General features: G+C 40.5%; 13 protein-coding genes. 6 read left to right on the top strand and 7 right to left on the bottom strand.

What is annotated here, in order from left to right:
- Positions 1-3: 3 nt before the first annotated feature.
- The 5 genes from O7C57_RS10650 to O7C57_RS10670 all read right to left on the bottom strand — a co-directional run bounded on the left by O7C57_RS10650 (position 4) and on the right by O7C57_RS10670 (position 6949).
- Positions 4-1590 carry a hypothetical protein gene (locus O7C57_RS10650; RefSeq protein ID WP_269723115.1) on the bottom strand — a complete coding sequence of 529 codons (1587 nt, stop codon included), beginning with the start codon at positions 1588-1590 and terminating at the stop codon, positions 4-6.
- A 573-nt stretch (positions 1591-2163) separates the two neighbouring features.
- Positions 2164-3261 (bottom strand): alkene reductase, encoded by a 1098-nt coding sequence (locus tag O7C57_RS10655; RefSeq protein WP_154623446.1) that lies wholly within the window; start codon positions 3259-3261, stop codon positions 2164-2166.
- 53 nt (positions 3262-3314) lie between these two features.
- Positions 3315-3914 (bottom strand): TetR/AcrR family transcriptional regulator, encoded by a 600-nt coding sequence (locus O7C57_RS10660; RefSeq protein WP_154623445.1) that lies wholly within the window; start codon positions 3912-3914, stop codon positions 3315-3317.
- Between the two features lie 126 nt (positions 3915-4040).
- The gene (gene uxaC / locus O7C57_RS10665; protein WP_269723116.1) at positions 4041-5468 is read right to left on the bottom strand and encodes a glucuronate isomerase; all 1428 of its coding nucleotides are present in this window, start codon (positions 5466-5468) and stop codon (positions 4041-4043) included.
- Between the two features lie 14 nt (positions 5469-5482).
- Positions 5483-6949: a fructuronate reductase gene (locus O7C57_RS10670; RefSeq protein WP_269723117.1), complete on the bottom strand. Its 1467-nt coding sequence runs from the start codon at positions 6947-6949 to the stop codon at positions 5483-5485.
- A gap of 364 nt (positions 6950-7313) precedes the next feature.
- Here O7C57_RS10670 and O7C57_RS10675 point away from each other — a divergent pair, with 364 nt between their 5' ends.
- The 3 genes from O7C57_RS10675 to mnmH all read left to right on the top strand — a co-directional run bounded on the left by O7C57_RS10675 (position 7314) and on the right by mnmH (position 10259).
- Entirely contained in the window at positions 7314-8078 is a 765-nt protein-coding gene (locus tag O7C57_RS10675) for an FCD domain-containing protein (protein WP_154623448.1), read from the top strand.
- A 37-nt stretch (positions 8079-8115) separates the two neighbouring features.
- Positions 8116-8901, top strand: coding sequence for an ANT(3'')-I family aminoglycoside nucleotidyltransferase AadA33 (gene aadA33 / locus O7C57_RS10680; protein WP_269723118.1), 786 nt, complete (start codon positions 8116-8118; stop codon positions 8899-8901).
- Positions 8902-9164: 263 nt separating this feature from the next.
- A complete protein-coding gene (gene mnmH / locus O7C57_RS10685) occupies positions 9165-10259 on the top strand; it encodes a tRNA 2-selenouridine(34) synthase MnmH (protein ID WP_154623441.1) in 1095 nt (364 codons plus the stop codon).
- 102 nt (positions 10260-10361) lie between these two features.
- Here mnmH and O7C57_RS10690 read toward each other — a convergent pair whose 3' ends face one another.
- Positions 10362-10625: a DUF3811 domain-containing protein gene (locus tag O7C57_RS10690; RefSeq protein WP_154623440.1), complete on the bottom strand. Its 264-nt coding sequence runs from the start codon at positions 10623-10625 to the stop codon at positions 10362-10364.
- A gap of 294 nt (positions 10626-10919) precedes the next feature.
- On the opposite strand from O7C57_RS10690, the gene O7C57_RS10695 reads away from it, so the two are divergent.
- From O7C57_RS10695 to O7C57_RS10705, 3 genes are all read left to right on the top strand, one after another.
- Entirely contained in the window at positions 10920-11927 is a 1008-nt protein-coding gene (locus O7C57_RS10695; protein ID WP_269723119.1) for a DUF481 domain-containing protein, read from the top strand.
- 290 nt (positions 11928-12217) lie between these two features.
- On the top strand, positions 12218-13237 hold the full coding sequence (locus tag O7C57_RS10700) for an efflux RND transporter periplasmic adaptor subunit (RefSeq protein WP_154623438.1): 1020 nt from the start codon (positions 12218-12220) through the stop codon (positions 13235-13237).
- Entirely contained in the window at positions 13234-16320 is a 3087-nt protein-coding gene (locus O7C57_RS10705; protein WP_269723120.1) for an efflux RND transporter permease subunit, read from the top strand. The genes O7C57_RS10700 and O7C57_RS10705 overlap by 4 nt, the downstream gene beginning before the upstream one ends.
- A 66-nt stretch (positions 16321-16386) precedes the next feature.
- Here O7C57_RS10705 and O7C57_RS10710 read toward each other — a convergent pair whose 3' ends face one another.
- A complete protein-coding gene (locus O7C57_RS10710) occupies positions 16387-17745 on the bottom strand; it encodes a hypothetical protein (RefSeq protein ID WP_154623436.1) in 1359 nt (452 codons plus the stop codon).
- Positions 17746-17749: the final 4 nt, after the last annotated feature.

A 17749-nucleotide genomic window follows, 5' to 3' on the forward strand; every position in this document is an offset into this window, starting at 1 on the left:
TATTTACCACAGCGAAAAAAGTGAAGATGCAAAGTTGCTGATACCACGCCCGATGGATTTGATTGCTTGCCCTGTACTTTCTACAACGCTACTCACCACTTCAATGGCTTTTTTTGCGACGACCTTACCGGCATCATAGATGATTTCACCCACTTTACTGCCCGCAATGCCTCCAGCCACACCACCGATAAAACCACCCGCAGCCATGCCGATAGGACCAAAAACTGTCCCCATCTTCACGCCGACCATCGCGCTTTTCGTCGCGCCCAAAATTGCCATGGAAGCTGTCACTGTCGTGCTACCAATTTCATCAAGCGCTTCACTTTGAGTTAATTCACCTTTACCTAATTTATAAAGAACTTTCGCATTTTGTAAGCCGATACAAGCGATATTGGTGATTAATCCTGCTGGCGTATTGCGTAATAGTGCCCCTAGGTAGCCATTTTTTACCGCAACGACAACAGCACCAGATACTGCAATCTGTGCAGCTGTCTCAGTGGTAGAGCGCAATGAACTTGAAAAAAATTCCTTTAGATCGTCGTTAACACTTGGATTTTGGCGGCCATTCAGTCGATTCCAAGCTCGACGGGCGAGAATTCTTACCCCCTGCATACCAACAGCAATACAAGCACCGAACAGAGCTTGCTTACCTATTTTTTTAGCAATATCAATGCGGTTGGTATCTTTCCACTCATATTGATACGTTTCTCTTTCTGCCTGAGCTTGTTTTTGAAGGGCCTTAGCTTTTTCTTTAGATAAAGGGGTCGAGGTGACACCACCAGCCTCGATCACTTCTGTACTATTAGGAACATCGTTCCCTTGGCCTTCTGGAACTAAACGCTGTTGACCGGAATAGTCACCACGCTCAAATTGGCTATGGGTTGATTTGGCATCTGAGCCATATTTCGATTGATACTGCCCCACCACATTACCGTTGACATCCACAATTTCAATATCAACTGAATTCAAGTCATGAGAATTGACCATTCGTGCACGATAAGGACTTCCTTTCACCGTGGCATCGATATTAAAGGTATCGACATGGTGTTGTTCAGCGATAAAGCCATCCAAATTATAGTTGCCATTGATTTCACCGCCTAAAGTGCTCACTATTTTACGAGCATTAGCCGTTGCATCTGCCAAAGCGCTATCAATATCAGTCGCATATCGACCTACATCAACTGAGCCACTAACCGCCGCATTTTTTTCAATTTCATTGGCCAACCAAGATGCGCGGCTGCGCCCTTGTTCTTGATGACGTTGTAATGAATGACGTGAAACATTAAAAGCATCTGTAGATTCAATCACATCTCGTGTCGTGTTTCGTATTTCCTCATCATTTTCCCAGATCTCCGGATATTTACGAAATTCATCATGCAGCCATTGATCTAATGGCTTTTCACCTCGTTGATTACAGGATGCAACAAACGATGCAATGAGAGTGGTTGTCTTGTCAGAATTTTGCGTATTTTCGAATAGAACTAATTCCGTGTTTTTAGCCATAATAAGTGAAGCGCTATCACATTCTATTTCCCAATCATTACTGCTAATGTTTTTATCACTCAGTTCGTTATCTTTATTGATGTTCATTATGCTAACCTTTTTAAATCACTATTATTCGATAATCACTTATGTAATATATTGTTCAATAGATCACCGTTAGCATAAAAAAATAAAAATGACGATTTGCTAATGAAAAGGCGCCTATAGCTCAAAAACCACATAAAAAACTTTTATTTTAAGTTTGCCGTATATGCAAGTTTAAACATTTTCCTTATAAATTAATGCAATACCTTGTTGGCATTAGCCAAAAAATGAGTATGACCATTAATGTGTTATCCGATATACACAGTTAAAAATAAGCCATAGCGCAAAGGCTTTATTCAAATAATAAGCAGTGTGATTTTTACATCATTGACTCTTAATGGTAAGAGATATTACGGAGATAAACTTTCAGGTCAATATTTAAATTAGATGTATAAAATAAATTATGGCAGGGTATTTTGAGGGATAAAAATAAATTAATGATACTTTAGCGACCATCAATTTTTAAATAAAAGTCTTATTGTAAACTTAATAAGTTTTACTCACTAAAAACACTAGCTTTGTTTCTATCCTCGTAGAGGATAAGCGGCGATAATCCGCCGCTACCAAAATTAAAATCTAAAGAAAAGGATAGTCGGTATACCCTTCTGCTCCTCCTCCATAAAAGGTTTCAGGACGTTGCGGATTTAACGCCGCCTTATGCTGGAAACGCGTCACTAAATCTGGATTAGCAATAAAATCACGTCCAAATGCAACTGCATCAATCAATCCCTTCTCGATCAGATCTTCAGCTTTCTCAACCGTATAGGCCCCCGCACCGATAATCACTCCCTCGAAACGCTCACGAACTTGTTTGCGAAAATCTAAGCTGTATGGTTGTCCTCCAGCCCAATCAGGTTCAGACATGTGAAGATAAGCAATGTGTCGTTTATTCAATTCGTTAATAAGATATAACGCATCTTCAACTTCATTTGGCCCATTATCGGTATTTTGAAAACGACCTAATGGAGAAACACGAATACCAATGCGTTCAGGACTCCATTCTGCACAAACAGCATCAATGACCTCTAGCAGAAAACGCGCACGGTTCTCCCTTGTTCCACCATATTGGTCGGTGCGATGATTGGCTGATGGTGATAAGAATTGATGTAATAAATAACCATGTGCCGCATGCAGTTCAACCATGTCAAAACCCGCTTCCCTTGCATTAGCAACAGCTTGACGAAAATCATTAACGATGCCGGGGATTTCAGCAAGTTCTAATGCTCGCGGTGTAGACGTATCAACTCGAATAGCTCGCCCATGTTCATCTCTTAATGATGTTCTGGTTCCCGCATTGATAGCAGAGGGTGCTACTGGTGCAGCGCCTTCAGGTTGAAGGCTTGTATGAGAAATTCTCCCTGTATGCCATAGCTGTACGGCAATACGCCCTCCTTCACGATGAACGGTAGCGGTAATTTTTTTCCATGCTTCAATTTGTTCGGCACTATGTAAGCCGGGAGCGCCCGCATAGCCTTTTGCCTGAGCAGAGATTTGAGTTGCTTCTGAGATAATTAAGCCAGCTGTCGCACGTTGACGATAATATTCAGCCATCAAAGCCGTTGGAATATCCCCCGGTTCAATGCTACGTAAGCGAGTTAATGGGGCCATAAAAATACGATTTGGAGCAGTTAACGACCCCACTTTAAGCGCTGTGAATAATTTTTTCTGTGACATAAAATCTCCAGATTAGACCGGTCGACTAGTAGTTAGGTAAATAAAAACGCCTATCAACAATCAGGCGTAGTGATGATTTTTTCCACATAAGCCAGAGCACTTTCCATTGGTGCGCGACTTCGAGAAATTTTGGCTTGTAAATTCGCACCTAGCCAGAGTGAATAAAGTACCTGTGCGACAGACAATGGCTCACCCGAGAAGCTCAACGACTTTTCATTTCGGCCATTAACCAGTGCTTGTGCCAGTATAGCCACTACTTGACTGACACCTTTATCCATAGCTGTGTTCATATCCTCTGATAAGTCACATACCTCAGCGGATAATTTGACCGTCAAACAACCTGTTATATGACTAAATGCACAAGTGTTATCCAGCACCTTTCCATAATAAGCCAACAAGCGATCTCGATAATTCCCTGTGCCATGCTCAAAGTGCCCCTCTAGCCGTTGGAGGTAAACCGCATAATAGCGTTCTAACATAGCCACGCCAAAGGCTTCCTTCGAGCGGAAATAATGGTAAAACGAGCCTTTTGGTACCTCTGCGGTTTTTAACAGCTCATTTAACCCCATGCCGACAAAGCCTCGCTGAAGACAAAGGTTTTCTCCCGTAACCAAAAGGTGTTCTCGTGTATCCTGTTCTGACTTTCTGTTCATATCTCTACTGTAATAGACCGCTCGGTCTAGAGCAAATTACTTTTTGTTATTATATGGCAAAATAAGCTATATAAAAAATATTACAGTACCTTAAAAAGACTCAAACAACGATAACTTGCGTGAATTTCACTGACTAAGGGGAGTTATTGCTGAAAAATAACGCTTAGCATTATAAAAACAAATATTCTCAACCAGTTGACCTATCATTTTTTCCTCTGCTGGCATTTCACCGTTCATCACTAAAGTCCCTAGCATATTACAAAGGATACGCCGGAAGTATTCATGCCGTGTATAAGATAAAAAACTCCGTGAGTCAGTCAACATTCCGATAAATAGGCTGAGCAAACCTAACTGAGATAACTGCTCCAATTGCCTCTGCATTCCTTCTTTTTGGTCATTAAACCACCAAGCGGAGCCAAATTGGATTTTGCCCGCAACCTCACCATCCTGAAAATTACCGATTAATGCCGCCAAAACGTCGTTATCGCGTGGATTAGCACAATAGAGAATGGTACGAGGGAGTTCGTTAGTTTTATCCATCTCATCAAGAAGACGGGAAAGTGGATAGGCAATCGGTAAATCACCAATAGCGTCAAATCCACTGTCAGAACCCAGTAACGTAAATTGTCGGCGATTGTTATTACGCATCGCGCCAATATGCAATTGCATCACCCAACCGTATTTAGCATACTGTTTTCCCAACCATCCTAATATCGCGGTAGAAAATTGTGCAATCGCGATTTCATCCAGGATTTTTCCTTGCAAGCGAGCTTGTAATATCCGATCAAGCACCGTTTCATCGGGTATCGGTGCATAACGCACAATATCAATACCATGATCGGATGCGATACACCCATGAAATGCAAAATATTCCAATCGTCGTTCTAGAGCGAAAAGTAAATCGCTAAAACGCGAAATAGCAATATTCGCACTCTCCCCTAATTGTTCAATGTAGTCAGCAAAACCAACCTGCTCGATTTTAAATACACGATCTGGCCGCCAGCTAGGGCGGACTTCTATATTAATTGTTTTATCTTGAGCTATTTGCTGATGGTATATCAAAGAATCAATGGGATCATCGGTGGTACCAACCATATGCACCTGCATTTGTTGCATAATCCCGAGTGTTGAAAACGCTGGCTGAGAAAGCCGTTCATTCGCTTCATGCCAAATGTCATCCGCGGTCGTTGGACTTAATAATTTTCCAGTAATACCAAATGGGCGACGCAATTCAAGATGGGTCCAATGATAAAGCGGGTTACCCAATGTCATTGGAACCGTTTTGGCCCAAGCTAAATACTTTTCATAGTCGCTACTTTCACGACCTGTAATGAATCGTTCTGGAATACCCGCCGAGCGCATAGCTCGCCATTTATAATGGTCAGCTTCTAACCATATTTGCCCAAGGTTATCAAATTGACGATTTTCAGCTATTTCTTGAGGATTTAAATGGCAGTGATAATCATAAATTGGCATTTTGGCAGCATAATCATGATATAAATTCTGCGCTACTTTATTGTTTAATAAAAAATTTTCGCAAAGGAAGGATTTCATAAGAAGCTCCAACGTTATAATGTCGCCACAGCTTGTCGTGCACCAACATCCAGTAACTTCTGATACGCCAATTTCACTGCTGTAATAAAAGAGGGATTATTTGCTAAATGTTTATCAAATATCGATTCAATGGCTAATAACTCTTCAACGACCCCGACGGAAAGACCGTGTTTTGCATATATAGCCGCAAATGTTTTTTTTAGTGGGTCTCGTATATCTATAGTATTACCTTGCTCATCAATACCACTGATATAACGCATCCATCCCGCTATGCCTAATACTAAGCAAGAGTGTTCCGTTCCATGCTCTAAATGCCATAAAACTGAGTCCAATAAGCGTTGAGGTAATTTTTGACTACCATCCATCGCGATTTGCCATGTTTGATGCCTTAACGCTCGATTTGTGAAGCGGGCCATGAAACTGTCCGTATAAGCGATAAAATCAATATCTTCCGATACCGTAACCGTCATTGCTTGCTCATTAAGCATCAGCTTTCGTACTGCATTGCGGTAATCAGGATTATCCATCGTATCCGCGATATAGGTATAGCCGCCTAAATAACCTAAATAAGCCAAAAAGGAGTGGCTGCCATTGAGCAGACGTAATTTCATTAATTCAAAAGGTTTCACGTTCCGCACAAATTTAGCGCCAGCAAGTTCCCATTCAGGACGTCCATGAACAAAATTGTCTTCAATTATCCACTGTTTAAAAGGCTCGCAAATCACAGCACACCGATCGTTTTTACCAAGTAACTGAGTCATTTCATTGGTACTTTCTTCCGTAACGGCAGGGACAATTCGATCTACCACCGTGCATGGAAACGTGACATGTTGTTCAATCCATTCGCTGAGTTTCCGATCTTGCAAAGATGCCAACCCAATAACGGCTCGACGAACCATATGACCATTATCACGAACATTGTCACAAGAGAGCACAGAAAATGGAGGGCGCTGACGTTCGAAACGTCGTTTCAGGGCCGCGGTTATAAACCCTATTGCTGAGCGAGGGGTATCTGGAGTTGTAATATCTTGTTTTATCAATTCATTATTAAGATCCAGTTGACCTGTTACTGGGTCAATACAATAACCTTTTTCTGTTATTGTTAACGAAATAATACTGATATCAGGCGAAGCCATCTTTTCAATGATAGCGTCGACGCCATCAATCAGCGGATGCATCGCTTCTTTCATCGAGCCTATGACTTTCAATGCTGTTGTTGAGGGTCCTTTTTCTACAATAGCATATTGCATCGATTGAGCTTTGAGGGCTTCAATGATGGCGATATTACGCACAGACATCAAATTGACCTCACAATAGCCCCAGTCACTCTGCGTTTTTTCTAAAACAAGATGCATATAAAGCGCTTGATGTGCTCGATGAAATGCCCCACACCCGAGATGAACCATACGAGTTGTCAAACGGTCAGTCGTCCAGTTAGGATAGACAATAGCAGGGTCAGTCATCGCCAGTTTATTTTTCATGACGGGTTCCTAGGGGGCTAGCAAGCACAAAATTAGGAAGTCTATTGGTTCAATTTGGAAAAGCATAGTGGCATACAAATCACTATTCGACTATTTCCCTTAATTTATTTGGTTAACCTGATCACAGTATTAGTACGTATAAGTTAACCAATAGAGTCGTTAAATGAATTAGCAAAATGATATAACACCTTACTAATTATTTATTACTCAATGCGTTCTATTAAAATAAGCCGAATCCATAGGGTATATATTGTCTAAGTTTATATGCTGTCATTTTTTATGAGTAGCTTCCATAATCACATTTGGTCAACCAATTTGTGCTAAACTACTTTAACTAAGACGGGAGATTGATATGGCCATTATCATGACATCATCGACTGAAACTAAACGTCCTTACCAAGAAGTGGGCCACTTACTGCGGCAAATGATCACGAATATGGGCTATGCCATCGGCGATAGGCTTCCCCCTGAAAGAGAAATAGCCGAGATGCTAAATGTTTCTAGGGCTGTTGTTCGCGAAGCGTTGATCATGCTAGAACTTGAAAACCTTATTGAAGTGCGAAAAGGCTCCGGTATTTATCTGATTGCTCTGCCTAATCAAAAAGAAAACACGACCTCTGCCTCTTGCGCGCTGAATGCAGCAGGCCCATTTGAATTGTTGCAGGCAAGGCAGCTACTCGAAAGCAATATTGCTGAGTTTGCTGCGACGCAAGTCACCCCTGTTGATATCGCCAATATTCGTCAAGCATTACAACGGCATCATGACAATCAGGATCCTGAAGAGTCAGAAAACAACGACCGCGAATTCCATCTCACCATTGCTGAAGCAACACATAATAGTTTACTCGTTGAACTGTTAAAACAATCATGGGCTTGGCGAGATAATAATCCTATGTGGTTAAAATTACATACACGAATTACTGATATCAATTACCGCCAAGAATGGATGAAAGATCATCAGGCCATTTTAGCTGCCATGGTTAAAAAAGACCCTATTGCGGCGAAACAAGCCATGTGGCAACATCTCGAAAATGTCAAACGGCGGCTATTAGAATTATCTGACGTTGAAGATCCTAATTTTGATGGCTATTTATTCAACTCTTATCCTGTCGATTTAGTGCGTAATTAATATTTCGCATAACAAGAGATAAAAAGAAACGTTTTTGATGAATTTTGAACATATAGACAGCAGTATACAGAAACAAGTGAAATCCGCCTGCTTACTTATTGAGAAACATCTTGGTGATTCACTCAATACTATTCACCTTTATGGCTCTACTTTGCATGGGGGACTAAAACCCCTTAGTGATATTGATTTGCTTGTTACCATTCATGCACCACTGACGGAGCAGCAACGTAAACGATTAATGAGAGAGCTTCTAACGGTATCGGCTTGGCCTGGAAGTGATCCTACGTTACGTGCATTAGAAATCACTATCTTACTCAGTGCAACCGTAAAACAGTGGCGCTACCCTCCTCATCGCGAACTACAATTTGGTGAATGGTTAAGAGAGGACATTAACTCAGGGATCTTTGAACCCCCACAAATAGATCCCGATGTCGCGATTCTCCTCACCAAAGTGAGGTTACACAATATCGCAATACTCGGTGAAGATGCTGCCCACACATTTGCCCCTATTCCATTAGAGGATTTATCACAGGCAATCAAAGCGACATTGGCTCAATGGAATAGCTCGGATGATTGGCAAGGCGATGAATGTAATATTATCCTTGCCCTCGCTCGTATATTTTATACGTTATCGACTCACGACATTGCATCTAAATCAGAAGCTGTAGATTGGTTATTGAATAGAACGAATCATATTTCGCATCAACGCATACTTGCGGCAGCACAGCATGCTTATTTAACAGGAAAACCCTTCGATATTTCTGATCCTAAAGCTATCGAAGATTGTATTCTTGCCATAAAAGCGCAATGCAACAACATGTAATTCATTGATATTCATTTTTTCTGTCAGCATTAAATGCTCTAACGGTGACTTATCAACCGTTACCTGTCGCTGACAGAGTTGAAAAATCTTACACATCATCATAAAAGGTAAGCAAACTGAATCATTGACAGAATCACGAAATAAGTGACAGCGTCACGATGGAAGTATCCTGTTATTATTCCGTTAGGATCATGACGTGCCTTCACGCCCACATAGGAGTATAGTAGGCGCTCCTATAATTTGGATTAATAACCGTTTTCACCATGGAATCAGCAGCATTACCGCAAAATATCCGCCAAATTTTAACTACTGGCACCCCTTTAATTGATGTCCGCGCCCCTGTTGAGTTTCAGCAAGGGTCAATGCCCAACGCGCACAATATCCCTTTAATGAATGATGCGGAACGTTCTGCTGTTGGGACATGCTATAAACAACAAGGCTCAGCAAAAGCAGTAGAATTAGGTCATCGATTAGTCAACGGTGAAATTCGAGCCAAGCGAATTACTGCTTGGCGTAAAGCATGCCAACAATATCCTCATGGCTATATCTGTTGCGCTCGAGGGGGCATGCGTTCACATATCGTTCAGCAATGGCTCCATGAGATAGGGATTGAGTACCCATTAATTATTGGTGGCTACAAAGCATTAAGACAAGCTGCCATTGAGGTAACAAAAGAGTTAGCTCAACGCCCTATCATTTTGATAGGCGGATATACTGGCAGCGGTAAAACGATGATGATACATGAATTACCTAATGGTATTGACCTTGAAGGGATCGCTCATCACCGAGGTTCCTCTTTCGGCAGAACATTGCAACAACAATACCCACAAGCCACATTCGAAAATCATCTAGCAGTGGAAATGCTCAAAAAATCTCAACAACATACACGCTGGATACTGGAAGATGAAGGTCGCACCATTGGCGCAAATAGTCTACCGGAGGCGCTACGCGCGCAAATGGCAAATGCAGCTATTGTGGTTGTTGAAGACCCTTTTGAATTACGTTTACAGCGACTAAAAGAAGAATATTTTGACCGGATGACGCATGCGTTTTTAACCGCTTATGGTGAAGAACAAGGGTGGATAGCCTACAGTGAATATCTGCACCATGGCCTATCAGCAATTCATCGCCGTTTAGGTTCGCAACGCACCATAGAATTAACAACATCACTGGATATTGCATTAGCCGAACAACAAAAAAGTGGTAAAACCGATGCCCACTTAATTTGGCTAGTACCATTACTTAATGAATACTACGACCCCATGTATCACTATCAGCTTAGTCAAAAACAAGACAGAATTGTGTACCGTGGCAATTATCAAGAGGTTTTACAGTGGCTGATAACCCATGGAAATTAAGGGTTATTTTTACAACAAACATACTGACAGAGCCAATTTAATAGCTCTGCCAGTTTCAAATGAATTAATTGTTATCTATATAGCTCATTGATTAACTATATTTTAACGGAGACCCCTACGGTGGTTATGAGTTGACCAACTGTATGTTTCCTCACTGGCAACTAATTTATCTTTCTTTTTCTGCGCTCTGGCCTTTTTAGCTGCCAATTCAACCTCTTTTGATATTTCAGAGACAATTTCGTTCTTTACCCTACTGTGCTCCGCATTGGTTAATTCACGCCCCAATTTTTTTCTTTCTTGACCTAGCCTTGTACTTACTCTCATGCGTTGAGCATCAGTCATCTCTTGTAGCGTTAACATCTTCATATGTACACCTCAGTCATCGCGTAGGAGTTCATAATATAGCATCCAACGCAATAAACTGAACCTCATTCATATCAATTTCACGCGATGATATCTTCTTTTCTGAACAAATAATATTCGATGGATGGTTCAACTAAGTAATATTAACTAACCCAATATTGGCGTCATTAAATAACGCTATATTTGCGTAAATTAAACTCGTCATAACTACAGATTCGTAAAGGATCTTGCCTTATATTTCTATCAATACTAGGGTTAACTAATTGATATATTTAGGACGATATGGGGTTTAGTCTAATGCGGTGTTTTACAGGTTTAATTTTGATTTCAATTACCGCGAATAGCTATGCTGATAATATCTACTTAAAAAATGGTGATTCACTCTCTGGTGATATCAGCCTTATTGATAATAATAAAGCGCTTATTAAGACCAGCTATGCTGGAGAATTAAGAATAAAACTTAACGATATTAAAACATTTAGTATCGATAACCCCGCTGTTGTAAAATCTAATGCTTCCTCTGAGTGGCAGCAAATTGATGCAATACAGGCAGCAGATACAAAACACGTCATATTAATTCATGGTGATCAACAGCAAAAAATGGCTATTAACGACCGCTTAGTTTTGAGTAAGAAAATCGAAGAAAAACACCCAAAACAAACTAAGATAACGGGCGGTGTAAATGCGGGAGCAGCATACAATAAAGGCGCTTCCCGTAGTGAAAAATATTCACTTGATGCAAATATGCAAGTTACCTCCAAAAAATGGCGTCATGGCGTCACAGCAGCCATGATAAGAAATAAAGATAATCATACGGTCAGCACCTATTATTACAATTTAGGTTATGAACTAGACCATTTTATTAATCCTGCTTTCTTTTGGCGTAATTCTGTTAACTATCAGCATGACTGGATTGAAGATATTAAATCGAAAGGTGGCCTAGGAACAGGTCCTGGTTGGCAAGTCTGGAATAATGAAAGAAGCGCCCTTTCCTTTACTGGCCTTATTAGTTACCAACGTATGACATATCGAGATAACAGTAAAGAAAATTACATGCAAGGAAATCTGGCTTGGGACTTTAATCAAAATCTATTTGCAAAAACTATCAATGTCTATACTAAAGGGCATATCGGCCGAGGATTTAATCACGACGTAAGCTTAGATTTTAATGCGCGTTTAGGAATGATGTACTACCTAACAGATGGATTAAACTTAAATGCGAATATCATTCGAGAAAAAATCAATGCCAATAAAGGTGACTCCAATAATACCAATTACACGATTGGTGTTGGCTATAAATGGTAATACCCCCCACTCCAGTTTAGGCTAAGTTCATCCGCCTTTTCAGTGTGACCTCTTCATCTATTTCAAGTTAGAGTATTCCCTTCAGACTTATCATAAACTCATGATGAATATTTTTTAGCTAACCTTAACAGAAGATTAAGGTTTAACTCCGGTTTATGGTAACAAATAATGTCTCTGATTATATTAAGCCCCATATTCACTATCGGCTTTCTTTATTTATGACACGTTTTTTTTATTTTTGTTTTTTTTCCATACTTATCATCATATCGATACCTTCTCGCGCTGAAAATATGCGCCTGAGTGTAACTCAACCACAAAAAATAGAGCACATAGAGGTTATTAGCTTACCCGGTAAATTTATCGCAAAAAATGAAGTTGCCATTGGCTCACCATTACAGCAACAAATGGTCATCGATGTTTTTGTCGAAGAAGGCCAATGGGTAGAGAAAGGACAGCTATTAGCGACGCTAGAATCGCCACTCCAAAATGCGTCAGTCGAGCAATTACAAGCAGAAACAGAAAAGGCGGCAGCTTATATTCAGCAACAGAAAGCATTATCAGAACAATCACAAAAAGAGTTATCTCGATTAAAACCTCTTGCACACAAGGGGGTTATTTCAGCCAATGATTTTGAAAAAGCGAAATCGGAAGCCGTGGCACAACAAGCTATGTTAAATGCCAGTCGTGCTGAACTGCGCCAGCTGCAAGCACAATTATTAAAAGAACAAAGCCAGCAAGAAAAATCAAAAATCATTGCGCCCATTTCTGGTGTTATCAGTGAGCGACATGCAATACGTGGCATGTTAACGGATAATCAGCTGCTTTTTAAAATCATTGAAAATAATGAAATTGAATTTGAAGCATTCGCGCATTCTTCTGAACTGAAACGGCTATCAACCATTGAATCGATAACATTAAAAGCAAATGATAACAACCAATTTATAGGCAAGTTACGCTATTTATCTCCTAAAATAGATGCAATCTCACAGCTAGGGAAAATACGCATATCAATGACAAATGAACGCCCTAATATTCAACTCGGTGAGTCGGGCACGGCGATAATAAATAAAGCGGCAAAACCCATTTTAACCCTACCTTATAGTGCAATTAGAACCATCGATAACGGTGAAAGGATCATTTTTACTGTCGAGAATAATACCGTTAAACAGCAAAAAATCGTCATAGGCCAAGTACAAGGAGGACGTGTCGAAATAGTAAGCCCACTGCCTACTGATATTAATGTCGTTAATAATGCTCAAGCTTTTCTGACCGAAAATGATAAGGTTATACCTGTAAAGGATATCAAATGAGATTGCAGTTATCCTCTTGGGCAATTACTCGCCCTATCCCTACCATTGTTATTTTTTTAGCATTAACAATAGCAGGTATATTTTCATTTATTCATTTACCTGTTACTGCAAATCCTGTTATTAGCTTCCCTATTGTAACGGTAACCGTTACTCAGGATGGTTCCTCGCCCACTGAATTAGAAAATGCAGTGACCAAACAAATTGAACAAGCTGTATCAGGGATACCCGGTATTCGTCATATCTATTCAACGATTACTGAGGGTATTTCGACGACAACCATTGAGTTTGATTTAAATATTGATGCCTATATAGCAACAAATGATATCCGTGAGCAAATAGCACAAATCAGAAGTGATTTGCCCCAAACTATCGATGAGCCATTAATTAATCGGGTTGATGTTGAGGGTGGCGCCATATTGCGTTACGCCATTTCATCGGATACGCAATCTATTGCAGACCTCTCTTGGTTTGTTGACGATACTATCAGCAAACAACTGATCATGATCCCCGGTGTTCAAAAGGTCAACCGTTTAGGGGGAGCCGACAGTATTATTAGAGTGGAACCTGATGCGAATAAATTAGCCGCATTACAACTTTCTATTATCAGCATTAACGAATTACTGCGAAATGTTCACCAAAACTCAGCAGGCGGATCATCAAAATATAATGACCTACAACACACTATTCGGGTTTTAGGTGAGAAAAAAAATATTGATGATATTAAAAATATCCAACTCCCGCTTAGTGACCAGCAATGGGTTAAGCTAGGTGACATCGCTACGATTTATTTAGGGCAAAAAACAACCAAAACAGTCTCACAGTTAGATGGGAAAGATGTTGTTGGTTTTGCCGTTTTTCGTGCTAAAGGATCCAGTGATACAATCGTTGCCGAAGAGGTCAATCGCGCTATTGCAGAACTCACACAAAAACATCCCGATGTTGCCATTGAATTGGTATCTTCAACCGTAAAATATACGGAATCAAGCTACCATTTAACCATCCAAACACTTTTGGAAGGCGCATTCTTAACCATCATTATCGTTTTCTTCTTTTTGAAAAGCTGGCGAGCCACACTTGTTGCAGCTATCGCCTTACCATTGTCGATTTTACCAACATTTTTTATATTAGCGCTTTTTGATTACAGCCTGAACAGTATTACATTATTAGCATTAACACTGGTCATTGGTATTCTAGTCGATGATGCGATAGTTGAGATTGAAAATATCCAAAAATATATTGAACGTGGTGAACGTCCTTACTTAGCGGCATTAAAAGCTTCCGATGCCATTGGATTCGCTATCGTCGCAATAACATTAACTATTGTCGCGGTCTTCTTGCCGGTCAGTTTTATCGGGGGATTTGTTGGTAAATATTTTGTGCCATTTGGAATTACAGTCTCTGCGGCCGTTTTATCTTCATTACTCGTTGCTCGATTAGTCACGCCACTCATGGCCGCTTATCTATTATTACCGACCTCAAAACCTGTTAAAAAAGACAACGTCCCTAAGTGGATCTTAAAATATACACGGTTCTTATTAGTGACATTACGGCATCGTAAACTTGCTTTGTCTTTAGCGTTATTATTTTTAATTGGCTCGGTTTCAACAATTGCCTATTTACCCGCTGGATTTATGCCTGAGGGGGATATTAGTGTTAGCCAAATTGATGTGGAATTACCACCAGGCACACCGGTTGAAGAAACAAATAAAGCGATCAGTCATCTGGCGAAATTACTCGGAGATAGAGAGGAAGTTAAGTCCATTTATACTATTGCGGGGATCAGTGATGATGCCGATGGTATTGCTCAACATAAAGGCCAGCTTATTCTTACTTTAATTGAACCACATGAACGCGCCATGTCTCAAAAGCAATTTGAAAACTCGATTGCTCATTTATTACAACAAAGTCCTGACGTACGTTATACCTTTAGTAATAGTGATGGGAATAAAGAATTTTCGCTGACATTCACAGGTACTGACCCTGAAGAATTAGAGGCGGCTATGCACACATTACGCGATAGCATTGCAACAGTGAAAGGGATCAATAATGTGCGCGTTGTCAAACCGCTATTACGTAAAGAATTAATCGTTACGCCCTCGACGAATGATTTAGGTCGTACGGCGGTAAGCGCAGATGAAATTGCAAATACCTTACGTGTTGCAAGTATGGGCGAATCTAATTCCAGAAGTGCTAAATTTAATTTACCGGAAAAACAATTAGCGTTGCAGGTGATACTTCCTGATTACCAAAAAGATGATCTTAATGTTTTAAACAATCTTTATGTTCGAAGTAATACTCAGCTGAGTGTTCCTATCAAATCCGTTACTAATATCGATTTTAGTGATGGCCCTACCCAAATTGATCGCGTGAACCGTTCTCGAAAAATGGTCATTGAAGGAAACTTAGAAGGGTTAACACTCGGTGAAGCATTGGAAAATGTGAAGGCTCTTCCCGAATATAACGCATTACCCTTAAGCGTTGAACCGCTTGAAGATGGCGATATCGAATACATGAATGATATGTTTAACCGTTTTAGTACCACTATGCTATTCAGTGTATTATTGGTATTCGCTATTTTAATCATCTTATTTAAAGATTTTATGCAGCCTATTACCATTTTAGCGGCTCTGCCGTTTTCCATCGGTGGTGCAATCATCGCTCTTGTCTTGTACGGTGCAATGATCGACTTACCTGTTATTATCGGTATTTTAATGTTAATGGGTATCGTCACTAAAAACTCAATCTTATTAGTTGAATTTATTTTAGAAAAAGAACGTCGCGGTTTAAGCCGTGAAAACGCGATCATTGAGGCTGGTCAAGAGCGAATTCGCCCTATTATTATGACAACATTCGCCATGATAGGGGGAATGATACCGTTAGTGCTGACTACAGGGGCCGATGCAGGGTTCAGAGCGCCAATAGCGGTCGCCGTGATTGGTGGTTTACTCAGTTCTACCGTTCTCAGTTTACTGTTCGTTCCTGTTATCTATAGCTTTATGGATGATTTGAAAAAGAAAATATTACCGCAATTAGCAAAACTGACGTCTGTCACCGAGGCTGATCGTAATGTCAAACATTGGTAAACGAACATCAAAGTATTAGAGTACGCGAAAAGGGGTAATGCCCTTTTCGCATACAGAAGAGGGTGATTAACGCAACGTTTTTTGATGCGGTAAATGGCTTATAATATTGCGATTTTGTTCATTTTCATCTGTGATTTCAACTACTTTCATCTCACCACTTCCTGCGGGTAATGCCCTATCAATCATTAACTCCGCATCTGATTGCGCAAGAATATCTTGCAGTTGTTGATGCTGGTTACACCAAATAGCATCCACATCGTGATCACGCTGATTATCACGTTGTGAAGAAAAAGCCACCGTGCGAGCCTGAAAGCGCGTCTGCTTCCCCCCCAATTCGAGGCCATAGCCCGGAGTTGCTGGGTGGGTAATCACCACTTGCCCATTTTCCAACCATGAAGTCACTGAGTTTTCACGCACTTCGTAGCCTAATTTGCTTAAACCTTCAAGTATGGTTTCCCGTTGCGCACGGATAATAATCGCATTTTCCGCTTGCTCTATGGCCGCTTCTATCTGTTCAATTAATCGCTCAATCTGTGAGATTGGGTTAATTCTTGAAGCTTGATCCGCTTGTTGAAGAAGTGAAGCAAACTCTACATTTTCAAAACTTGCGAGTTCATCTCTCACCTGCGCCAGCCTTTCGATTAATTCAAGGTGTTTTTGATTATCACGTAACTGTTCAGCCATCACCATAATTAAGGAGTCTGCACTCATCTGGCGCTGAGCATTCTCTGGCATTGATTGGAGTTCAGTTAATCTTTCTGTGTGTAATGTCGCCTCTTTTTGACAGCCAAGTATATTTAGTTTCTCAATCATCAAGGCAATTTGTTCACATTGGATTGCAAATGGGCTTTGTGGTCCACCACTTTGCCAAAACAATCTTTTACCTTCTGACTGCGCTTTTAGCTGAGTTAACAGTTCATTTTGCGTTTCTGCTGGTGATTTAGCGGCATTTTCCAGCACTGTCATCGCACGAAAAATAAGCGAGGCCATCTGCTCATCATCTAAAATAGCCTTATTTTGTAACTCTGCAATTAAGGCTATTTCATGAGGTGCTTGCTGCTGAAGCCGCTCGAGTAATTCAGCAAGATTACGTTGTCGATGGTATTGACTACGCGCAGCGATTGCTTGTTCTTCAATGAATTGCTCTCTTATTTGGCGCATTTCACTATTCAAAGTTACCGTAAAACTTGCCATTTCTTGATTAAATGCGTTCAATTCACGGCTGGAAAATTGTGCAATTTTATCGTGCTTTTCTCGTAATTTTTGATATGCCGTTGTGATATGAGTTGTCCTTTCGTTGCGAGTGAGCCGCTTTTCACTTAAAGCTTGCCATTGCTGAAACAACCTATTCATCACTGCCAGTTGTCGTCGACTGCGGATCTCATTCATTTCTCTTACAGAAATACGGTGAACAGATGAACTCATAATG

It is taken from the genome of Providencia sp. 21OH12SH02B-Prov, from assembly GCF_027362595.1.
GTDB classification, from domain to species: Bacteria; Pseudomonadota; Gammaproteobacteria; order Enterobacterales; family Enterobacteriaceae; genus Providencia; species Providencia zhejiangensis.